This window comes from Natronotalea proteinilytica, assembly GCF_055379935.1.
The window spans coordinates 623248-643978 of record NZ_AP043947.1; the positions used below are offsets into that span (position 1 = coordinate 623248).

The following is a 20731-nucleotide window of genomic DNA, read 5'->3' on the forward strand; positions in this document are numbered from 1 at the left end:
GAAGGTTAAGCACAAGAAAAAACGCCGCACCAAGCGGCACGCAGAGCGGGCTACCGGTTGTTGTTAACCGGACGTTGCGTAGAGGCGGGGTCGATCATTGCATCGTCGAGCGTAGCAAAGCGCTCAATGATGCGTGCAGCATCGCCGTCGGCAGCCGTGTTTTGCCCATTGACCACCACGGCGCCTTCCGACGGGAGGCCATCGAGAATAGCGGTACGTCCCTGCGAGGTGGGGCCGAGAGACACAAGGCGGCTTTCAATACGCGGTTCGTCGCTTTCCGGGTTGGGGATTATATAGACCCGATAGCCATCTTCATCGCGCTCAATGGCCCGGCGGGGCACCACCACTACATCAGAAATGATCTGGCGGGGCATCAATACACGGCCTACCATATCGGGTTTGAGGCGTCCGTCTTCGTTGGGCACCTCCACCTCGACCCGAAACGTGCGACTTCGTGGACTCACGGTGCCTCCAACAAAGTTAATGGTTCCTTCAACGACCTCATTGCCGAGCGCGCGGAACCGGACCTCGACGGGCGTGTCGGGGTCGATATCGTTGATGTACCGCTCAGGCACGCCTACATTGAGCAGCATCGTTTCGGTGTTGGTCATGCGCAGCACGGGCTCGCCTGGGTTCACTTGCTCCCCGCGCCGCACAAAGTGCTCTTCGACGGTCCCCGAAAAAGGGGCGGGTACACTCGTATTGTCGAGCTGGTCTTGGGCCTGCTCAAGGCCGGCTTCGGCTTGTTCAACATTCGCCTCGGCCTGTTCAAGTTCGGCCCGTACCGACTCAAACTCAATAGCGCTAATTACGGAATCGCGGTAGAGCGGCTCTTGTCGATCATAGCTATCTTGCGCCAATTCGTAGGCCGCTCGTGCCGCGCGCAACTGGGCCTCGGCTTGGCGCAGGGCGGCTCGGGGTTGTCGTTGGTCTATCGATGCGACCGACTCGCCTTCTTGCGCCAGCGTGCCCAGCGAAGCGCGGCGCTGCAGCCGTCCCGACGCCTCAGCTGAGACAATGGCATCGTCATCGGCCTCCAAAATACCGGTCAGTTCTAACCGGTCTTGAAAGTCTTGCAGCGTAATCGGCAAAATGTCTACGGGGACGCCACTGGGGCGCTCGTCGTCGATCTCTTCGGATTCGCAGCCGGCCCAAACCAACAGGAAGCTCAATACCACTCCGAGCGCAACACGATGATACATAGTAGGAGAAACAGTAGGAAGCATGGCGTACAAAAATGAGGCGAGGGGGAGAAACAACAGGGGCAGGTTTAGTATCGGAGCGCGTTACGGTCCGAATTGAAACGTAGCATCGGGGTCATCGCGGAGGGGGCGCCCGATAGCGGTTTCGAGTGCGCTAAGCGCATTCACGTAATCAAACGCTGCCTGCAACCGGTTCAGGCGCGCCTGATCAAGTTGCTGAGAGGCTTCGCGCTCTTCAATAGGGCGGGCTACGCCTTCATCCAGCCGCTGGCGTGCGTACTCGTAGTTGAGCTCGGCCTGTTCTACATTTCGTTCCTGCGTCTCCAGGCGCTGCTGAGCGGCACGCAGCGAACGAAGGGCTTGCTCTACCTCCAGCTTGACTCCCTCAAAGGCTTGCTCACGCTCTACCTTGGCCTGCTCTACCGCGATGGTACGCTGCTGTACTTGACGACGTGTTTGGTTGCCGTCGAAGATATTCCAGGTTAGGCTGATGCCTACGTTCACCGCCGGATCCCAGTAGCTGGTGTCGAAAAAGCTGCGCTCTTCGGTATCAAACGCGAAGGGGTTGTCCGGATCTGACAGGGTTACCGTGCGGTCGTCGGGGACCGACCCGGTATAGTTTGCACTAGCAAACGCACTTACCGTTGGCAAGAGCTGGCCCCGTGTGATGGAACGGTCGATCTCGCGCAGTTCAACCGCGAGATCGGCCTGATCCAAATCGGGGCGATGACGCAGCGCTTCATCGGTAGCGGTGTCGATGTCTATGGTGGCTACGAACTCGGGCACCCCGGGCGGATCCAGTGCATCAACCAGGCGCAGCGGGGTGTCAACGGGAAGTCCCAGCTCGTTTTTGAGCGCATTGACGGCGAGTTCGGCCTGGTTCTCAACGTCGGTGAGTTCCGTTTCTAGGTTGGCCAGTTGCACCTCGGCACTCAGCCGGTCAAACTTCGGGGCGGTGCCTTGTTCTACAGCGCGCGTGGCCTCTTCAACGGTTCGTTTGGTGCGTTCGACGCTCTGACGTGTTACGCGGGCCTGCTCTTGCGCAAGCACGGCCTGATAGTACGCCTCGCGCACCTCGTCGATGAGCACCTGCTCGCGACGATCTACGCCACGCTGGTTAATCTCGCGTAGTCGCTCGGCACCACGCACGGCTGCAAATGCCGAGGCACTGTAGAGCGTTTGTGTAAGCGTCAGCCCCAGGTCAAACTGATTGGGGACCGCAAATGGGTTGTCGGATCCACCAGGCGATACACCCGCTTCGCGTAATCCTTCTTGCTGCAGTTCCTGAAACTCGGGAAGCGGAATGGGCTGGGTGGTCGGGTCGTCGTCGGTGCGTGCTTGTTCGTTGAACGACAACCACTCCAGAAAGTCGAGCGTCTGGAACAGTCCGCCCGCTTCGCTTCCTGCGAACGGATTGGGGGAGCGGACATTTCGTGTATAGTTGCTTTCAAACGAAAGGCTGGGGTAGAGCTGGCCCCAGGCTTCGCTTACCTGCAAGTTAGCATCCTCTTGGTCGAGGCGTGTGCTACGTAGCTCATAGTTGCGTATTAGCGCAATCTGAACCGCTTCGTCGAGCGAGAGTGGCACCGGATCGTCAGGATCGACCTCTTCAAAATCAGCAGGCAACGCTTGCGCATGAGCCGCATCGGTCCACGCGCTTTCAGCCAACATGCAACCTACAAGGCACAGAGAAAGCAACAATGAAAAACGCATCATGGGGTGCAGAGAAGAAAAAGTATAAAAGCGCCGGGGATACGGGTTGTCATAACGACGGGAGTGGACCGCTACACGTTACAGTGCCGATGTCCCCAGTCCATCAAACAGCATGGCGGTAAGGAAATCGGCAGCCTCTTCGGGCTCATCTAACATAAAGCCGTGCTCGCACATAGTCGTTTGCGTGTTGTGGTTCACCATGATTCGGTGCACAATGAGCCCATCCACATTTTCTATAAGCATGTGAGCTACCGAATGGAGCGGTAAATCGCGAATGGTGCCTTCAGATACGGCGTGCTCGAGGGCGGGCATCAGCGTATTGACAATACGGGCTCGCTGCCGTTGGAAGTAGGCGACTTTGGTCTCGTCGTGGCTAAAGCACATCCGATAGGCTTCCTTGATCAGGATTACGAAAAGGTCTTCGCGCTCCTGGTAGAATGTAATGGCTCGTTTCACCATGTCGCGATAGCATGCACGCAGCGTGCGCCCATGGCACGCCTCGGCAAAGCTGGAGGTGACTAGATCGTGTACCTCATCGTAGACGGTGTCGAGCACGGCAAACAAGATTTCTTCCTTGCCCCCCTCGAAGTAGTTGTAGAGCGTGCCTTTTCCAAACTCGGCGCGTTCAGCAATTTCGTCGAGGGTCGCGTGGGTATAGCCTTTTTGGGCAAATACGGTCTCGGCAGCACGCAACATGGTAGCGCGCCGTGCCTGGCGCTCACGCTCGCGCCGAGATAAGGACGAATCTTCAGAGGATGCCATTGACTATCTGTTCACCATGTGACTGTCGAGTCAGATCGTGAACTGGTAGTCATTTCGTGTGCGTGTCGTTCAGAAGATTGCACAAAGGAACGTCTAAGAGGCTGCGAAGGCATTGCTTCTTTACAACTGCGTACCATCTAAGCGGTGTTGGGCAGGGAATTGTAGGTCGCTGGTCAATAACCGCCCGGGATATCCGCACCCCAGGAGTACTCGGTCGCGGTGCTCCCAGCGCTGCGCTCCCTGACCCCGGGCTACGGAACGGTGCGATGTGAGTATAACCCATAGCCGGGGACCGCTTGGGTCCCCGTCGATCTATGAACGTACGCCTTCCTTGCGATCAGGAGACTTATCCATGACAGGTTTTTTTGGGGAGGCAGATGCAAAGGATCCCCTTTCCCTACTCATTCAGGTGTGAGAGCGCACTTGGAGGATTTGAAGAGGTACGATAAGCCTTCCACCGGTGGTCTGGAGCCACGGGAAAGTGGCTTTGCGAGATGCTGTTATGCCGACTGCTCTGGATACTCCACGTACCGTCGCACCGTGGAAGCCGCCTCGGCATCACCCATCTCACGGATGAGCTTCAGCGAAAGGTCGAGACCCGACGACACGCCTGCAGCTGTCCACACGGGGCCGTCGCGCACAACGCGCTGGGCAGCAAGCGTGACGCCGGGCCATCCCTGCACCTCGGCATGCGCCAACTGATGCGTGGTAACGCGTCGCCCCTGAAGCATACCCGCTGCGTGCAAAATACGCACGCCAGTGCACACCGAAGCGACCCAGCCTCCTGCCTCCACACAGCGCTGTACGGCTGTTTGCACGGCTGGATTTTGCGCTGCACGCCGACTTCCATCGCCTCCTGGTAGAATCAGCAGCCTAGGGGGCGGCCTCTCATCCGACAAAAGTGCTTGTGGAAGCATTCGCAACCCATGACGCGCGCGAAACGGACCGCGCGTTGAGGCTACAATCTGACAGGGCGGCCCTTGGGCGTGGACATGCCAGGCGGCAAAGCACTCGTAGGGTCCAACCAAGTCGAGTTCTTCCACCTCCGGGAACGCCAGGATGTCAACGCGGTGAATCGGCTTATCCATGGGTACGCTCAAACTCGTCCATGAAGTCGACCAGCGCTTCTACCGCCACAACCGGCAGCGCGTTATACATCGACGCCCGCAGGCCGCCTACGGAGCGATGCCCCTTCAAATTGATCAGGCCCGCCTCACGCGCAGCAGACAGAAACTTCGGCTGGAGCGCATCGTCGTGGAGGCGAAAGATCGCGTTCATCGTGGATCGGGCGTCCGGCTCCACCATCCCCTCGTAAAACGCCGTGCGGTCGATGCGGTCGTAGAGCAGTGTCTCCTTCTTTTGGTTGCGCGCGTGCATCTCTGGAATGCCGCCCTCGTTGCGCACCCACCGGCAGACTTTCTCGACCACGTAGATAGGAAACGTAGGAGGCGTGTTAAACCGGCGCTCCGCGTGGGTGCCGTAGTCAAGCATGGTGGGCAGATCGGGCTTGCGCTGCTGCAGGAAATCATCGTGCACCAGGACGAGCGTCACGCCAGCCGGACCGATATTTTTCTGAGCCCCTGCGTAGATAAGTCCGTACGGATCCACGTTCATCGGGCGGCTCAAGATCTCGCTGGAGGCGTCGGTTACGATGGGCACATCTGCCTGCGGGTCGTACGGAAACTGGGTGCCATGCACCGTGTTGTTCGATGTGATATGCAGGTACGCCGCATTCGGCGAGAGGTCCCACGTGTCGCGGTCGGGGATGTGCGCGAAGTGCGTATCGGCACTGGTCGCAGCCACTCGCACAGCACCAATACGCTCCGCCTCGTGCTGTGCCTTAACCGACCAGCGTCCGGTAATCACGTAATCGGCATGGCCATCGGGCGGCAAGAAGTTGAGGGGCACCTGGTGAAACTGCATCGAGGCACCGCCCTGCAGAAAGAGGATGTGCCAGTTGTCATCCAGGTCGAGCAGCGCCCGCAGATGGGCTCGCGCTTGCTCTTCGACCGCATCGTAAGCGTCTGAACGATGACTGATCTCCATGATCGAAGCCCCTACCGTGTCGTACACGGGAAGCTCATTGCGAATTTCGTGCAGTACCGGTTCAGGAAGCGTTCCGGGTCCGGCTGAGAAGTTATAGAGGCGAGCCGTTCCGTCGGGCGCAGTGGACATACAAAACAGGGCGTTGGTAACAAAGAGCAAAAACCGACATCGGCTGTACCTGTGCATCGCCCAAATGTGCCGTGCGGTGCCGTCGAATCTTCCCTGCCAGGTGGAACGTACATCATTTTTCACCGCCCTTCTCATGGACGCGTGGGCAGCTTATGCATCGCAATGACTGGATCAGCCTTAGCGTAACCGCAGCGCTGCACCTCATTCTACTGCTGTTGTTTGCGTTTTTGACCGCGTCAAGCCCTGATGCGCCGCGGATTGGGTACATGGAAGTAGAGTTTGGGCCATTTTCAGAGGGCGAGCCTATTGAGGCTACCGAACCCGCCCCTACCGAGGCACCGCCTGAAGAGCAACCGCCTGAGGAACCCGTGGAGGAGCCTGAGCCGGAGCCTGAACCAGAGCCTACAGATCCGCCCGAGGTAGACACCCCCGACGAAACGGTGCCGCCTACCGATGAGGAGGAAGACCCCGAAACCGAGTCGGATCCCGAAAGCGAGCCGGAAGAGGGCGAAGAGGATGCTGATCCGCAGCCCGATCCTGAAGACGGTGCAGAAGAAGATGAAACCACCGAAGAAGGCACGACCGATGCCGATCCCGGCGATGACGAAACGGATGAACGTACGGCGCCCTACGACATTGAAGGGCTCGACCGTGATCCGCAGTTTGCGCCCATGCCGGTGTATGACGAGCAAGTAAATGCTACCGTGCGCGTTCAAATCACAGTTGACCCACAAGGCAACATCATTCGGCGCATCCCGCTGCAGCGCGGATCGCCCGAGCTTGATAGCGCCGTGATGGAAGCGCTAGACCGCTGGCGTTTCAATGCGCTTCCACCCGGAGCCCCGCAAGAGAACCAAACGGGTATTATCACCTTTACATTCCGTCTTGAGTAATGAGTTAAACCAGCTCTTTTTGTGTCTATGATTGCCCCTACCACCTCTACGTCGATTAATGTTGAAGCGCTTTACCGTGCCCTCGCCACGCCGCGTGCCGTGGAAGACAAAATGCTTCGCCTCATCCGGCAAGGACGCATTTCAAAATGGTTTAGTGGATACGGCCAGGAGGCCATTGCTGTAGGCACGGCCTGGGCCCTAAGCGATCGCGACTACATCTTGCCAATGCATCGCAACCTGGGCGTGTGGACGACCCGCAACGTGCCGATGCGCCCACTACTCTGCCAGCTGTTTGGGCGCGAAGGCGCCTTCACGCAGGGGCGCGACCGCACGTTTCACTTCGGGCTGCCCAGCCATCGCATCATCGGCATGATTTCGCATATGGCCGCCATGCTGCCGGTGGCCTGTGGACTCGGCCAGGCCCTTGCCTACAAAGACGAAGACGCTGTTGCTGTGGCGTTTTGCGGCGATGGGGGGACCCGCGAAGGCGACTTCCACGAAGCACTCAATCTGGCTGCAGTGTGGGAGCTCCCCGTTATTTTTCTGGTGGAGAACAACGGCTACGGCCTATCTACCCCCACCCACGAAGCCCTCGCTGAAACAGAGATCGCGTCTCTTGCAGCAGGATACGGCATGCCAGGACGATCGATTGATGGCAATGACATTTTTGCGGTGCTTGAAGCCGTATCGAATGCCCGACGCACCGCCCAGCGCCAGGGCCCTGTGCTGCTAGAGATGCGCACCTTCCGACGGCGTGGCCACGAAGAAGCGTCGGGTACCGCTTACGTGCCCGATGAACTCATCCAACGCTGGGCCGAGCGCGATCCCATTGAACGCTTCGAAGAGTACCTACGCACCGCTGGCGGCTGGTCGGAGGACGAGTGCATCGCTGTTCGTGACACCATCATGGAACAGGTCGAAGCCGATGTGGAATGGGCGCTCGACCAACCTTCCATTGAAAGCACTCCCGAGCGCGAGCGCGATGCCGTGTACGCGCCCGGCCCCATCGACCATCCGGCTCCCCCCCCACTTGCAACCGACCGTCCCAACGACACCCCGACCCAGGAGCAGCGCTTTATCGATGCGATCCAAGAGGCACTCGATGAAGCGCTCGACACCGCTGGCGACGTGGTGCTCATGGGCCAGGACATTGCCGAATACGGCGGCGTCTTCAAAGTCACCGAAGGGTTTCTCGACAAATATGGCCCGCAGCGCATCCGCAACACGCCCATCATTGAAAGCGGAGCCGTTGGTGCCGGGTTAGGGCTCGCCATTGAGGGGCTGCGTCCGGTGGTCGAGATCCAGTACGCCGACTTCATTTCGTGTGGGTTCAATCAGATTGTAAACAATCTGGCGAAAACCCACTACCGCTGGGAGCAGCCGGTGAATGTGACCATCCGGGCACCGTATGGAGGCGGTATTGGAGCTGGTCCGTTTCACTCGCAATCGCCGGAAGCCTGGTTTGCCCATGTGCCAGGTCTCAAGGTGGTTATGCCCTCCACCCCGTCTGATGCAAAAGGCTTGCTACACAGCGCCTTGCACGACCCCAATCCGACGCTATTCTTTGAGCAGAAAAAGTTGTATCGGTCGATTCGTGGCGAGGTGCCACCCGAGCCGTATCGCATCCCCCTTGGCGACGCCCGGCTCGCCCGCGACGGCACCGACGCCACCATCGTAACGTATGGTCTGGGCGTGCAGTGGGCGCTTGACGAAGCCGCGCACTGGGCCAAGGCCCACGACTGCTCGATTGCGGTAATCGATCTGCGCACGCTGGTGCCGTGGGACAAGGAAACCGTGCGCGCCTCTCTTGAAGAGACCAGTCGCGTGCTGGTGCTGCACGAGGCCACCCGCACGGCTGGGTTTGGCGCAGAGCTGGCCGCGGAAATCACCGAGGATCATTTCGAACTGTTGGATGCGCCTCCGATTCGCGTAACCGGCGCCGATACGCCCATCCCGGCCACAAAAGAGCTCGAGGAGACGACCTTCTCCGCCAAACGCGACTTACGCGATGCCATTGAGCGGTTGCTGGCGTACTAGACCGTATTTGAGGATATGTGGGTTTTGATTGGGCAGCAGGATCGCTCGGAGCCCAAATTAAGAAATCAAAACAGATGCTGTGGTGATTGTCAAGTGGTTTCGGGGTGGAAATCAGGTCGTCGGATGCAGCGAAGCATCGAACGGACGACCTGATTTGAGTACGCCGTAGCAAATATGTAGGAGTTTCCGCATGGCGGCTCCGATAATGACCATCTGTTCCTTTCCTCGCTCTTGGAGACGGTCCCCGAGCGCCTCCACTGCTGCGTTAAAGCGCAGCGCTGTCATTGCTGGAAAGTACATAGCTCGGCGCAGCCGCCCGTTGCCGACTTTCGACATTCGAGGCTGGCCTCGCACGGAGGTGCCGGACTCATGATGGCTTGGCACCAGACCGGCGTACGCCGCTGCTTGGCGCGCACTCTCGAATCGCTCGGGGGGCCCAAGCTCACTTACCACGATTGCAGCAGTTTGAAGACCGATGCCCGGTATCGTGTCCAACAGGGAGCATCGATCCGTCAACTTCGGGTCCTCCTCGATATGCGTTGCAATCTCTTCCTCTAGGTCCTCAATCTGGCGCTCGATTTCGTCGAGGAGGCTGCGGTGTGCATCGCGCACGGCCTCGTCATCAGCTGCATCCAACCGGTTTTTCGTTCGAGTTTTCTCTTTCTTGAGGGCTTGTCGGGCTCGCGTAAGCTCTCGAAGGCGGCTCTCCGCCGCTGAAGGCGGTTCCCAGGGCCGCGGATCCTCCCGCTGCCCAAAACGCGCGATCAAGGCTGCATCGGCTGCATCGGTCTTCGTGCGCTGCAGTTGGGTCGACGCGTATCCCTTGATTCGTCTCGGATTGACGACACTAACCCGGTAGCCTTCCTCATACAAACGATGGGCAATGGCCTTTTCAAAGTCGCCACTTGCCTCCATGCACGCACACGCCTTCTCGGGACCGGCTCCTCGATCGTCGAGCCATTCGACCAAGGTGTGGTGGCCCTCCGGGTCGTTGGAAACGGTCGTTCGCGCAACGACGTGGTCGCTCTCGCGCAAGACCAGTTCGAGGGTCGACTTGCCAACGTCGATACCCAGGGAAAACGTAAAGCGATCAGTGCTCGAATGTCTCGGTGACTCTCTCATGCTGGTAAATACAGGATCTATGTCCTCAAGTAAGCGCAGTGGTCAGGTAAGCGCAGTGCTCTATGATGCTGTTCGGAGTCAAATGCACCGAAAAGGAAAGCGGGAACTGATCTGTTTTACGGGCTCACCGAGGCTCAAAGCACATGCTTCAAGCATTGGGGCCAAAGGCTCTAATCAGGCGACCCGCCTCCCATCCGAGCGTCCTCGGATCATTCCCGACTCATCTCGTTGTAGACAGGGTCGGGAAAGTATCCCTCTCACGAGGGAAAATCAACATACCAGGCTCTAAGAAGGCTGCGCAATTCCGTACGTTTTACGCTTCCGATAGAGCGTAGCGGGGTCGATGTCGAGCACCTGCGCAGCCTCTTGCAGCGTATCCGTATGCTGAAGGACGTGCTCAATATGAGTGGCCTCGGCCTCCGCTAACGTACGCAACCCCGACGGCTTTTCCACATCAGGATTCGCAAAAGGCAGGTGTCTCACCGAAAGCGTCGAACCGCTGCATAGAATAACCGCGCGCTCAATCGCATTCTCCAGTTCGCGCACGTTGCCCGGCCATGCATGGGCATGCAACGTATTTTCGACGGGCTCCGATAGCGCTTCGATAGCCCGGTTGTATTTATCAGCATAAAAGTGGAGGAAGCGCTGGGCCAGCGGTACAATATCGGCCCGGCGTTCACGTAATGGGGGCACCGTAAGCGGCATCACATTGAGTCGGTAGTAAAGGTCCTCGCGGAAATTCCCCGCATCCATTTGTGCCTGAAGGTCAGCATTGGTTGCCGTAATCAACCGTACATCGGCGTACAGTGTCTCCGGGGCGCCCACACGCTCATACGCCTGATGCTGCACAAATCGGAGCAGCTTCGGCTGCAACTGCAATGGAAGCTCGGCGATCTCATCAAGAAACAGCGTGCCGCCGTCCGACTGCGTAATCCGGCCCGGCTTGGACTGCGTGGCTCCCGTGAAGGCCCCCTTCACGTGGCCAAACAACTCGCTTTCGAACAGATCGTGCGAGAGCGAGGGGCTGTGCACCACCCCGAACGGGGCTTCTGCACGAGGACTCCACGCGTGGATTGCGCGGGCCAGCACACCTTTTCCGGTTCCGCTTTCGCCTTGAATGAGCACGGTAGCATCACTATCGGCCACCTGGCGGGCTTCGTCGAGCACGGCCTGCATGGCCGGACTCTCGCTGCTGGTAAGACGCGCTGGGGCCGAACGCTTTAGATCTGATTCGAGCAGCGCTACCCGATGATGCAACGCCTGCAAATCCACCACTTTCCGCAGGGCCAGACGCACCTGCTCGGGGGTAAACGGCTTCGGCAGATAATCGGATGCTCCACGCCGCATTGCTTCTACGGCGGTGCCAATCGACGCATGCGCCGTGATCACAATGATTTTCAAGTCGGGATGTGCTTCGAGCAGATCCGGGATCAGCTCCATCCCCGATTCCTCGCCCAACCGCAGGTCGAGAAACGCAACGTGGTAGGCGCCTTCACGAATTGCTTGGCGGGCTGCATCGGCGTCGGCAACGGGGGTTACCGTGTGGCTGTCGCGCTCCAGGCAACGCTGCAAGGCCTTGCGGATGCGCGCCTCGTCATCCACAGCCAGGATGCGGAGCGCGGAATCGATTGCGGTCGGATTGGTGGACATAGGCAGGGGGCAGGCGGTGTACGGAAGTTGTGTGCGTTGACCGAGTAGGGGCAAGGCGCAACGTAGAACCGATTATGTCGTACACCGCATTCATCGCCGTGTTACCAAATTTTGGATCATCGTCGCATGCGTTGGACGCTCCGCCGCAAAATTCTATCGGGATACGGCCTGGTGCTGATGCTGCTTATGGTGGTGCTGGGCTGGGCACTGCTTAATCTTACGCAGTTAGGGCAGGCGTCTGATGACATCCTAAGCGAAAACTACCGCAGTATTCTGGCTGCCAACACCATGCTTGGTGCGCTGGAGCGCCAAGACAGTGGCGTGTTGATCTACTTGCTGGGCGATGAGGCAGAAGGCATTGCGCAGTTTCAGACCAACCGGGCTCCCTTCGAACGCTGGCTGGCTCGTGCCGAAGACAACATCACGATTGAAGGCGAAGCCGACATCCTTAACCAGATCGGACAGGCGTACGAGGCGTACGTCGCCGCCTTTACGGCCACTATGCGTGCAGAAAACCCACCGCCTACTGCGCGTGAGGAACTTCAGGCTGCTTTTGTGGAGGTGCGTGCCGCCTGCGAATCGTTACGCACCCTTAACCAGGACACCATGGAAGCGGCCAGCGAGCGCACACAGACGGTGGCGCAGCAGGCCATCTGGTCGGTGGGTGGTATCGGGCTGGCCGCGCTGGGGATTGGACTGGTGTTTAGTCTGCTTCTCTCCAAACGCATCGTGCGTCCTGTTCAGGCCCTGCAGCAAGCCTCTCAATCGCTGGCAGAGGGGGACTACGAAGCGCGCGTATCCGAAAAGCGCGGTGATGAACTGGGCGCGCTGGCCAAACAGTTCAACGCGATGGCCGACCATCTGCAGGCGTTCCAGGATATGAACGTAGAGCGCTTGATTGCTGAGACGCGCAAAAACGAAGCCATTCTGCAGCACATGGCCGACGGGCTCGTTATTGTGGATGCGGAGGCACGTATCACGCATATCAATCCGGTGGCCGAGAAGGCGCTGGGGTGCCGGGACCGAAACGCTCACGGAAAGCCGCTTGCCAACCTCATAGATGCCCCCTCGCTTTGTGAAGCGCTTACCCCTCCGTATCCGCCCCCCAACGACAAAACCGGAGCCGAAGCCAACGATGAGCATGTACTCACTCGTACTGTTGATGATAAAACACGGTACTATGAGTACGTGATTACGCCCATTGAAGGCCCCGACACACAGGCGATGGTGCTATTGCGCGACGTTACCCATTTCAAGGAGGTGGATCGACTCAAAAGCGAGTTTGTCGCAACGGCCTCGCACGAACTCAAGACTCCGCTAACCTCCATCGCGATGAGTATCAACCTGTTGCTTGAAAGCACGGAAAGCGCGTTTAGCGAAGACGATCTGGAGCTGTTGGAGGCCGCCCGCGATGATACCGAGCGGCTGCGCACGCTAACTCAGGACCTGCTCAACCTGTCCACGTTGGAGGCCGGCGGCGCGCTGCAGGTCGATCGGCAGCCGGTGCCTGTTCGGCGGCTCATCGACAAGACCGTTCAGGTGATGCATCCTCAGGCCCGCGAGGCCTCTATTGAACTGGTCGATGCCGTGCCCGATGCGCTACCTGCTGTACAAGCTGACCCGACTAAAATTGCATGGGTGCTCACCAACCTGGTCTCAAACGCCCTGCGCTACACCGAAGAAGGCGGTACGGTTCGACTGCGTGCAGAGCAGATCGGCGACAAAGTGCACCTGTCGGTGGCCGACAACGGCGCCGGGATCCCGTATGAATACCAGGCACGTATCTTCGAGAAGTTTACGCAGGTTCCTAACGACCCCCAGACCGGTGGGAGCGGATTAGGGCTGGCTATTGGACGTGAGGTGGTGCGTGCCCATGGGGGCAGCATCTGGGTGGATTCGACGCCCGACGTGGGGAGCACGTTCACCTTCACCCTGCCCTGTGCCACTTCTGAGCAATAAATCCGCACGGTCAGATCAAATCGACCAACGCATCGATCAACGATGGCTCCTCGTAGCGCGGAGGATACACGGCCACCACGGTGCCATCGAAATACGTCTCAACCGGGTCCAGTGTAGCCCCAAACAGAAAGCGTGCCAGGTGCGGACGGCGCACAGCGTCTACGCATAGCGTATCGAACATTTGTACAGCCTCTGCCAATGCCGCATCAGGGTCCTCTGCCACCTCTATCACAGTGTGCACCTGCTCGGTTGGAATACCGGCCTCACGCAAAACGCGGGCTACGAGACGCTCCCCGGCGGCGTGGGCCTTGGGAGGCGAAATATCATCTTCTGTGGCACGCACATGCACCACGGTAAGATCAGCTACACCAGCATGTCGCACAAGCGACCAGCCCCGCCGCACCGCAGACGCTGCATCGGGTGTTTCTCGCACCACGACGCCCACATGCTCTGGTGAATATGTGGCACCCCGTTTTACCAGACTCACCTCGCTCTGGGTGTGCCGCGCAATGCGTTGTACATCAGTCGGCGAGAAGCCTGCATACTGGGTCTGCTCCCTGTCGCTCGCCCGTGGCCATTCAATCACGAGATGCTCGGCCTGCTGTTCTTCGAGAAATGACTGCATGGCCTCGTGTGCTGTGCGCGTCCACAGCGTTTTGATCGCGAGGTCCAGTCCCATTCTATCCGCAGAATCCTGGGCCCGCTTCATAATCTGGTCACGCTGGGTACGCGGCATGCTTTCAGATGCAGCGGCCTGCTTGAGTGCTGTTTGCATGGGCACCTCAATGGTGCATACCCCTATGATGGGAGCGCGATCGTACTCCATAGCCAGCGCGGTGGCGATCTGTAGCAGCGCGTCAACTGCGTCAGGCTGCGTGAGTGCGACCACAATCGGCCACACCTGATCGTCACGGCGCGGTGGACGCCCGCCCAGTGGCTGCATGTCGTGCTTCTGCGAGCAGGCCTGCGCCACAGCATGTCGTATCTGTTCCGGACGAAATGGCTTTTCAAGAAATGCAACAGCGCCCCGTCGCACCGCTTCGGCGGCGGTTTCAGCAGAAGCATGGGCCGAAAACGCAATGATGGGCACCTCGGGATGCGCCTCCTGCATCACCTCGATCAGGTCGATGCCATCCACGTCAGGAAGGCGGAGATCCAGCAGGACGGCATCGAACGCATGATCGTCAAGATAGCGCAGGGCATCCGTTCCATCTTCTGCAAGCAGTGGAATCGCGTCGGTGCGCGCCAGTGCCTGCTTGAGCGTACGGCGAATATTCGGCTCGTCGTCGACGATCAGCACGGAGTGCCCAGAAAGGGGCCCCTTTTTATCATCCTCCATAGCACAGGGTATGGTGCGTTATTAAAAATCGGCCTCTGACAAGAGGTAGGCCCCCTACATAATCGGAAAAATCATACCACGCACTCTTCCACTTGTAGCATAGTACCTTTTATGCCACCTGACCGCCAGCAAAACCCACATCCAGATCTCAAACCAGGTCAGGCCCTCTCTTCTCCATCTTGCATTTTACAATACGTGACGCATCGCAATCGTGCATTATGCATGATGCCGGTATTGGTCATCTATCCAACCATCACGGATGAGTGGCGCTGAATGGCGCATATCGGCGATGCAGGCCCATGTCTTCGTTTACGTTGATAGGACGCCTCGTACTGGAATTGAAGTTGCATATTCAGACGGGTGGCAAGCACGATCGAGCCCGACTTCATTAGCCGGGTCCGCTTGCTCGTTCTGTTTCTATCAAATTGGATGATCCCCCTTTAAAGCATGGCCAACGAATCGCAAGAACTGGCACGCGACCTCGGCTTTCTGGAAGCCTACACCATTGGGGTAGGCACCATGATCGGGGCTGGTATCTTTGTCTTGCCCGGCATTGTTGCGGGATCGGCAGGGCCTGCAAGCATGATCTCGTTTGCTATTGCAGGAGTCGTGTCTTTGCTAACCGCGCTCTCGCTCTCTGAACTGGCTACGGGGATGCCAAAAGCAGGCGGTAGCTACTACTACGTGAACCGTGCCATGGGCACATTCTTCGGCTCTATCGTGGGCTGGGCGATGTGGTCAGGGCTTATGTTTGCCACCGCATTCTACATGCTGGGCTTTGGGCAGTACCTCACATTTTTCTATGGCGAAGGTGGACGACTCTTTGTATCAGGAACCGCCCTCGTTATGGCAGCGCTCCTGGTCGCCCTGAACTACCGGGGAACGAAAGAAACAGGCAACTTCCAAAACGTCATCGTGATCGTGCTCATCGGGTTTATCCTGGTGTTTGTGACGTTCGGCGTATTTAACGTGCAGTGGGATGTGCTGCGCCCCTTCAATCCGCAGGGCTGGGGCGCGGTAGCGAGCACGGCGGCCACGGTGTACGTCACGTATATCGGATTCGAAGTAATTGCCACGAGCGCTGAAGAGATCAAAAACCCGGGGCGCAATTTGCCCCTGGCGATGATCGCTTCGGTGCTTACGCCTATGCTGTTCTACGTGCTGGTGATGCTTGTAAGCACCGGCGTCCTACCCGTCGATGAGTTGACGGCCTCCTTCGTGCCGGTCGCTGACGTGGCGCGCGAATATCTGGGCACTATTGGTGCCATCATGATGGTGCTCGGTGCCGTATTGGCCACGGTGTCCAGCGCCAATGCGTCGATTCTGTCGGCGGCGCGCGTGAACTTTGCCATGGGCCGCGATAAGATTCTATCGGACTGGCTGAACGTGGTGCATCCTAAATTTCGCACGCCCGGACGTGCTATCGTGGTGACGGGGGGCGTCATTCTCGTGCTCATTGCCGTGGGCGTGGGGATCGAAACACTGGCTGATGTCGCCAGCTTTTCCTACCTCATCACCTACGCGCTGGTACACGTGGCCGTTATCGTGATGCGCCGCGCCGGTCCCGCCGAGTATGATCCGGACTTCAAGCTCCCCAACTGGGCGTATCCCGCTATACCCATCATCGGAGCCGTGTCGTGCCTGGCGGTTGTTGCCTTCATGCGTCCCGTTGTGCTGATGATTGGCACAGGAGTCATCGGTGTGGGCATTGTCTGGTATCTGCTCTATGCCCGTTCGCACGCCCCTGATAAGAGCCTGGTGGGCGAAGCCATTGCAGGCGGCCCTGCGAGTCTCTCTTCCACGAACGGACGCTACCGGGTCGTGGTGCCGGTCTCTAATCCGAACACACAGCGCTACCTGCTGCGCCTGGCTGCTGCCACCGCTGCCGGACACGACAACGCGGAAATTGTAGCCGTCAATGTTATTGAAGTCCCGCAGCAAACGGCTCTTGCCCAGGGAGTGCAGTATGAGGAAGAGCGGCTCAAACGTCAGCAAGAGCTGCTGGCCAATGTGCGCGACTTTGCCGAAGAGCTGGACGTGGGCGTCCGCACCCGTGCAATTGTAGGCCGTGACGTGTGGCGCGTGGTGCTCAATGTGATTGAAGACGAGCGTGCGCAAGAGGTGATTCTGGGCTGGACCGGACAGCGCAAGCGCCTCGGCGCCGTGCTCGGGTCCAACATCGACCAGATTGTCCGCAAGGCAAGCTGCGAGGTTACGCTGGTGAAAACAGGCGATGATGCCGTGGGGAACGCGGTTGCTCTGGTCGGGGAAGGCCCCAACGCCCCGCTCGGCGCACGACGCGCCCATGATTTTGTGACCTATGCCGACGGTGATTCGCTCACGCTCCTTAACGTGCAACCGCCGGTGAAGGAAGACAACGAAAACGCCCCTGACCCTGAGACCGTCGGCCAGCAGCTTATCGACCGGGTGGCCCAGCAGACAGGCATCGAAACGTACGAGTCAGAGGTGATCGTTGCAGACGATGTGCGGACTGCGCTGTTTGAAGCCGTCGCTCCGTACGATACCATCTGTATTGGTTCGACACGGAGCACCTCAGTAACCCAAGCTCTTTTTGGTTCCATTCCTGAAAAGATTGGTGCCGAATCGGAGGGCACGGTTGCGATTGTCAGCGGACCGCAGTACCGCCCACGTACGGTCTCGGAGGCTATCGTCGAGCGCCTGTCTGCTTAACGGAGCATGCTTTTCAACAGAGCCCCACTTTTTGGGAGCCTGACACAAGAGTCCCAAGGCACTGCCCTGTATTTCCTCTACTCTCTGTATTTCCCATACTTCTCATCACCTGTTTTTAGTAGCGTATGTACATCATTATCGTAGGTGCAGGCAAAATTGGATCTAACCTGATCCGTCGTGCCGTCAACGATGGCAACGACGTTGTCGTTATTGAGCAAAAGCGGGAGGTTGCCGAGCACATATCGGCTGAACATGACTGCATGGTACTTAACGCCGATGCTATCCAGACTGATGTATTGCACGAGGCCCGTATCGACCGTGCCGATGCGATTATCAGCACGACCAACCTGGATGCGGTCAACATCATGGTGATGCTGCTCGCGCGCGAGCACGAGGTATCCTCGCTGGTCAGTGTTGTGCACGATGTCAATCACATACCGATCTTCAAAAAGATCGGAGTCCATATTATGGGCAATCCGCAGCAGCTCATTGCCGACCACCTGTACCACTCGGTGCGCTATCCGGGGGTGCTCAACTTCATGCGGCTCGATGATGAATCGGAGTTTATTGAGATTGAACCGGGATCCGATGCTCCGATCATTGGCCGTTCGCTCGAATCCGCCAAGTCGAGTGGCGTCCTTCCAGAAACAGCAATTGTTGCAGCAATCAAGCGAGGCGATCGTGTCGTTGCTCCCGCGGGCACAACCGCCATTCAAGAAGGCGACCTGGTTACGGTGCTGGTTACCAAGACATCGGCAGATGCTGTACTAAGGGCATTTGGACATACCGGGGAAAACGGAGGATAGTGCTTTTGGGCACGATCCTACTCCGTTCCGCATGCTTCCCTACGTGATTGTACCATGTCTTCTTTCCCGACTATTGCACGCGATCTTGGCCAGATTCTACGCGTCGTGTCGCTTACAATGGCCGCTTCGATGCTTATTACAGCCTTTGTTGGCGAGTGGTTTGCTCTACCTGCATTTGCGGCGTCTGCTACCCATACGTCCATCCCCCAACGGAGCATGAGGGCGGCCTATAATTTCTTCCTCGGGGAGGGCAGGTAGGATGAAGGGGAGCCACTCGCCTAACCCCGACCATTCAGGATTGACGGTGCAGTAGCAGACTACGGCGATGGAAACCAACGCTGTTGGAGTCCGCTATTTCCCGGCGCAAGTTCACGAAGAGGGGTGCAGACGCTGCCTAAACTGTGTCGGCGTACCCCCGTTATTGGCTCCATGTGCTGCGATGCGCTGGCATGTGAAGGGCGCGCGCTCCGGGCGACAAGTTCATCTGGTGCAAGGTTCGTAGCATAGGATGAATCGGTTCGGTAGCATTGTACACGGCGCGAACAGTCGCGGTGCGCTCGCTGCTTTCCAGCCCTTCGTCTATAAGTTGCTCGAAGAATGATTTCTTAGCGGGGTACAACTGCAGATTAACTGGCGCGTCCTCGTCCATTCCGGCGGCGTTGCGGGCCAGTTCAATCGCCGTATGGAAGCCGCCTAATTTGTCAACCAGTCCCAACTCTCGGGCATCGCGTCCGCTCCAGATCCGCCCGCGTGCCACTTCATCGAGCTCGTCCTGCGACATGCCTCGACCCTCGGCGGCTTTGGCTGTGAAGTCGTCGTACACCCGATCGAGCCATGCATCAAGGCGCTCGCCCGTATGATCGGTATAACCCTCTCGGCTCGACCACATCGTAGCGCTCTCAGTTGTTGTTAGCTCCCTCCAATTAATGCCGAGTTCGTCCCAGAAATCGTCTGTGAGAAACTTGCCACCAACCACGCCAATCGAGCCCGTCACGGTGGAGGGCTGCGCTACAATCTGGTCTGCTCCCATCGCAACGTAGTAGCCCCCCGATCCGGCGACATCCCCCATGGTAGCGATTACCGGAATGTCCGCATCACGGGCTCGCTGCACTTCACGCCAGATGGCATCGGAGGCGACGTACGACCCGCCGGGGCTATCGATGCGGAAGATGATGGCCTCCACCTCATCCTCAATCGCTGACCGGAAGGCGCGCGTTACAGTCTCCGCGCCCATACTGCTTCCCATGGTTAGCGGACTGAACCCGCTTTCGCCACGCACGACCAGACCACTGCCATAGATAAGCGCCATGTCGTCGCCATCATCAAAAGCACTGCCGGCCCGCTCCCGATATTTGCTCAGGTACAGCAAATCGGCGTCGTCGCCCAGGTCCTCTCGCATTTGTGCAAACACTTCGTCGCGGTAGCGGAGATCATCGACAAGCCCGGCATCTACCGCCTCTTGTCCATAGAACGGCCCCTCCTCAATGAGCGCCTGCACCGCATCAGGCTCCATATTGCGCCCATCGGCGATCCCTTGAATGATCGCCTCCTGGGTCGATTCCATCACACGCGCATCGGCTTCTCGGTGCGGCTCCGTGTAGCCGTCTTCGGTGAAGATATACTTCGCGCTTTTGTACTCGTGGCGATGATCGTATTCCGGCTCAATGCCCCACTTTTCCAGAGCGTTTTGCAAAAAGAACGACTGAGTGCTGAAGCCGACAAGCCCGAGATCGCCGGAGGGTTGCATGTAAATCTCGTCGAAGGCCGTTGCCAGATAGTAGCTGGTACGGCCCGGGCTTACTTCGCCAAACGTTTCGCTGAAAAGCACAGCGGGCTTGTCTGCTTCCCGAAATGACTTCACGGCCGCCCGCAACTCTTCAGCGGTAGCCGTGCCAAGCGTTTCATTGCCAACACGCACGAAGAGCCCACTCACCTGATCATCGGTCTTGGCCTTTTCGATGGCATCGACAATCTCCAACAACGTGAGTTCGCTGCCTAGCACAGCCTGCGCCCCCGGGTCGCTCGGTACGTACTCGACAATCTGACGTTCAAGATCGACCTCCACGATCGTGTTGTCCGATACGCCTTCAGGTCGGAGCCAGAAAAGGGCTACAATGGCTGAAATGCAAACGACCAATAGCGTCAGGGCGCCGATGATAGCCAGAATGCGCGTGACAAGGGAGCGAACTTTGGATGAGCCAGCCATAGCGTGCGTAGGTCGGGTGAATATACCGATTCTCCTCAAAGACGAGAGCCCCGACAGGTTTGTTACAGAAAAGGGTGGCCTTCCAAAAAAGGAGCGACCAACTCGGTTGCGAGTCGCTTCCCATTGAAACGTTTTTGGTGAAGTGAAGGGTGCTATTCAACTTCCACGTCAGCTAC

The 20731-nt window shown here is 58.3% G+C and carries 14 protein-coding genes; 5 read left to right on the top strand and 9 right to left on the bottom strand.

Translation table 11 applies throughout. The features are described 5' to 3' along the window. Window positions 1-50 precede the first annotated feature (50 nt). The 5 genes from ACZ5AL_RS02755 to serC all read right to left on the bottom strand — a co-directional run bounded on the left by ACZ5AL_RS02755 (window position 51) and on the right by serC (window position 5852). The gene (locus tag ACZ5AL_RS02755; protein WP_464512023.1) at window positions 51-1202 is read right to left on the bottom strand and encodes an efflux RND transporter periplasmic adaptor subunit; all 1152 of its coding nucleotides are present in this window, start codon (window positions 1200-1202) and stop codon (window positions 51-53) included. A gap of 84 nt (window positions 1203-1286) precedes the next feature. Next, complete coding sequence (locus tag ACZ5AL_RS02760) at window positions 1287-2873, bottom strand: TolC family protein (protein ID WP_464512024.1); 1587 nt, start codon at window positions 2871-2873, stop codon at window positions 1287-1289. Between the two features lie 120 nt (window positions 2874-2993). After that, complete coding sequence (locus ACZ5AL_RS02765) at window positions 2994-3677, bottom strand: TetR/AcrR family transcriptional regulator (protein ID WP_464512026.1); 684 nt, start codon at window positions 3675-3677, stop codon at window positions 2994-2996. Window positions 3678-4177: 500 nt separating this feature from the next. Beyond that, the gene (locus tag ACZ5AL_RS02770; RefSeq protein WP_464512027.1) at window positions 4178-4765 is read right to left on the bottom strand and encodes a DJ-1/PfpI family protein; all 588 of its coding nucleotides are present in this window, start codon (window positions 4763-4765) and stop codon (window positions 4178-4180) included. After that, window positions 4758-5852, bottom strand: a complete 1095-nt coding sequence (gene serC, locus ACZ5AL_RS02775) for a 3-phosphoserine/phosphohydroxythreonine transaminase (RefSeq protein ID WP_464512028.1) — start codon at window positions 5850-5852, stop codon at window positions 4758-4760. Before serC ends, ACZ5AL_RS02770 begins: the two co-directional genes overlap by 8 nt. Before the next feature lie 152 nt (window positions 5853-6004). On the opposite strand from serC, the gene ACZ5AL_RS02780 reads away from it, so the two are divergent. Together ACZ5AL_RS02780 and ACZ5AL_RS02785 are read left to right on the top strand one after the other, a co-directional pair. Continuing rightward, complete coding sequence (locus ACZ5AL_RS02780) at window positions 6005-6745, top strand: energy transducer TonB family protein (protein ID WP_464512030.1); 741 nt, start codon at window positions 6005-6007, stop codon at window positions 6743-6745. A gap of 27 nt (window positions 6746-6772) precedes the next feature. After that, the gene (locus tag ACZ5AL_RS02785) at window positions 6773-8782 is read left to right on the top strand and encodes an alpha-ketoacid dehydrogenase subunit alpha/beta (RefSeq protein WP_464512031.1); all 2010 of its coding nucleotides are present in this window, start codon (window positions 6773-6775) and stop codon (window positions 8780-8782) included. Between the two features lie 111 nt (window positions 8783-8893). Here the strand turns inward: ACZ5AL_RS02785 and ACZ5AL_RS02790 are convergent, their stop codons facing one another. Together ACZ5AL_RS02790 and ACZ5AL_RS02795 are read right to left on the bottom strand one after the other, a co-directional pair. Further along, window positions 8894-9904, bottom strand: coding sequence for an IS110 family RNA-guided transposase (locus ACZ5AL_RS02790; RefSeq protein WP_464512032.1), 1011 nt, complete (start codon window positions 9902-9904; stop codon window positions 8894-8896). A gap of 285 nt (window positions 9905-10189) precedes the next feature. Beyond that, window positions 10190-11554 (bottom strand): sigma-54-dependent transcriptional regulator, encoded by a 1365-nt coding sequence (locus tag ACZ5AL_RS02795; protein ID WP_464512034.1) that lies wholly within the window; start codon window positions 11552-11554, stop codon window positions 10190-10192. 126 nt (window positions 11555-11680) lie between these two features. Here ACZ5AL_RS02795 and ACZ5AL_RS02800 point away from each other — a divergent pair, with 126 nt between their 5' ends. After that, window positions 11681-13513 (top strand): sensor histidine kinase, encoded by a 1833-nt coding sequence (locus tag ACZ5AL_RS02800; RefSeq protein WP_464512035.1) that lies wholly within the window; start codon window positions 11681-11683, stop codon window positions 13511-13513. A 10-nt stretch (window positions 13514-13523) separates the two neighbouring features. Here ACZ5AL_RS02800 and ACZ5AL_RS02805 read toward each other — a convergent pair whose 3' ends face one another. Further along, complete coding sequence (locus tag ACZ5AL_RS02805; RefSeq protein WP_464512036.1) at window positions 13524-14852, bottom strand: response regulator; 1329 nt, start codon at window positions 14850-14852, stop codon at window positions 13524-13526. Window positions 14853-15299: 447 nt separating this feature from the next. Between ACZ5AL_RS02805 and ACZ5AL_RS02810 the strand changes: the two genes are divergently transcribed. Beyond that, complete coding sequence (locus ACZ5AL_RS02810) at window positions 15300-17543, top strand: amino acid permease (RefSeq protein WP_464512038.1); 2244 nt, start codon at window positions 15300-15302, stop codon at window positions 17541-17543. Window positions 17544-17668: 125 nt separating this feature from the next. Next, window positions 17669-18349 (top strand): potassium channel family protein, encoded by a 681-nt coding sequence (locus tag ACZ5AL_RS02815; RefSeq protein WP_464512039.1) that lies wholly within the window; start codon window positions 17669-17671, stop codon window positions 18347-18349. A gap of 418 nt (window positions 18350-18767) precedes the next feature. Here ACZ5AL_RS02815 and ACZ5AL_RS02820 read toward each other — a convergent pair whose 3' ends face one another. Next, complete coding sequence (locus ACZ5AL_RS02820) at window positions 18768-20555, bottom strand: S49 family peptidase (protein ID WP_464512040.1); 1788 nt, start codon at window positions 20553-20555, stop codon at window positions 18768-18770. Window positions 20556-20731: the final 176 nt, after the last annotated feature.

Excerpts from the sequence above, each read along its gene's own strand:
- ACZ5AL_RS02755 (WP_464512023.1), bottom strand. The coding sequence starts at position 1,202 with ATGTATCATCGTGTTGCGCTCGGAGTGGTATTGAGCTTCCTGTTGGTT.
- ACZ5AL_RS02760 (WP_464512024.1), bottom strand. The coding sequence starts at position 2,873 with ATGTTGGCTGAAAGCGCGTGGACCGATGCGGCTCATGCGCAAGCGTTG.
- ACZ5AL_RS02765 (WP_464512026.1), bottom strand. The coding sequence starts at position 3,677 with ATGGCATCCTCTGAAGATTCGTCCTTATCTCGGCGCGAGCGTGAGCGC.
- ACZ5AL_RS02770 (WP_464512027.1), bottom strand. The coding sequence starts at position 4,765 with ATGGATAAGCCGATTCACCGCGTTGACATCCTGGCGTTCCCGGAGGTG.
- serC (WP_464512028.1), bottom strand. The coding sequence starts at position 5,852 with ATGTCCACTGCGCCCGACGGAACGGCTCGCCTCTATAACTTCTCAGCC.
- ACZ5AL_RS02780 (WP_464512030.1), top strand. The coding sequence starts at position 6,005 with ATGCATCGCAATGACTGGATCAGCCTTAGCGTAACCGCAGCGCTGCAC.
- ACZ5AL_RS02785 (WP_464512031.1), top strand. The coding sequence starts at position 6,773 with ATGATTGCCCCTACCACCTCTACGTCGATTAATGTTGAAGCGCTTTAC.
- ACZ5AL_RS02790 (WP_464512032.1), bottom strand. The coding sequence starts at position 9,904 with ATGAGAGAGTCACCGAGACATTCGAGCACTGATCGCTTTACGTTTTCC.
- ACZ5AL_RS02795 (WP_464512034.1), bottom strand. The coding sequence starts at position 11,554 with ATGTCCACCAATCCGACCGCAATCGATTCCGCGCTCCGCATCCTGGCT.
- ACZ5AL_RS02800 (WP_464512035.1), top strand. The coding sequence starts at position 11,681 with ATGCGTTGGACGCTCCGCCGCAAAATTCTATCGGGATACGGCCTGGTG.
- ACZ5AL_RS02805 (WP_464512036.1), bottom strand. The coding sequence starts at position 14,852 with ATGGAGGATGATAAAAAGGGGCCCCTTTCTGGGCACTCCGTGCTGATC.
- ACZ5AL_RS02810 (WP_464512038.1), top strand. The coding sequence starts at position 15,300 with ATGGCCAACGAATCGCAAGAACTGGCACGCGACCTCGGCTTTCTGGAA.
- ACZ5AL_RS02815 (WP_464512039.1), top strand. The coding sequence starts at position 17,669 with ATGTACATCATTATCGTAGGTGCAGGCAAAATTGGATCTAACCTGATC.
- ACZ5AL_RS02820 (WP_464512040.1), bottom strand. The coding sequence starts at position 20,555 with ATGGCTGGCTCATCCAAAGTTCGCTCCCTTGTCACGCGCATTCTGGCT.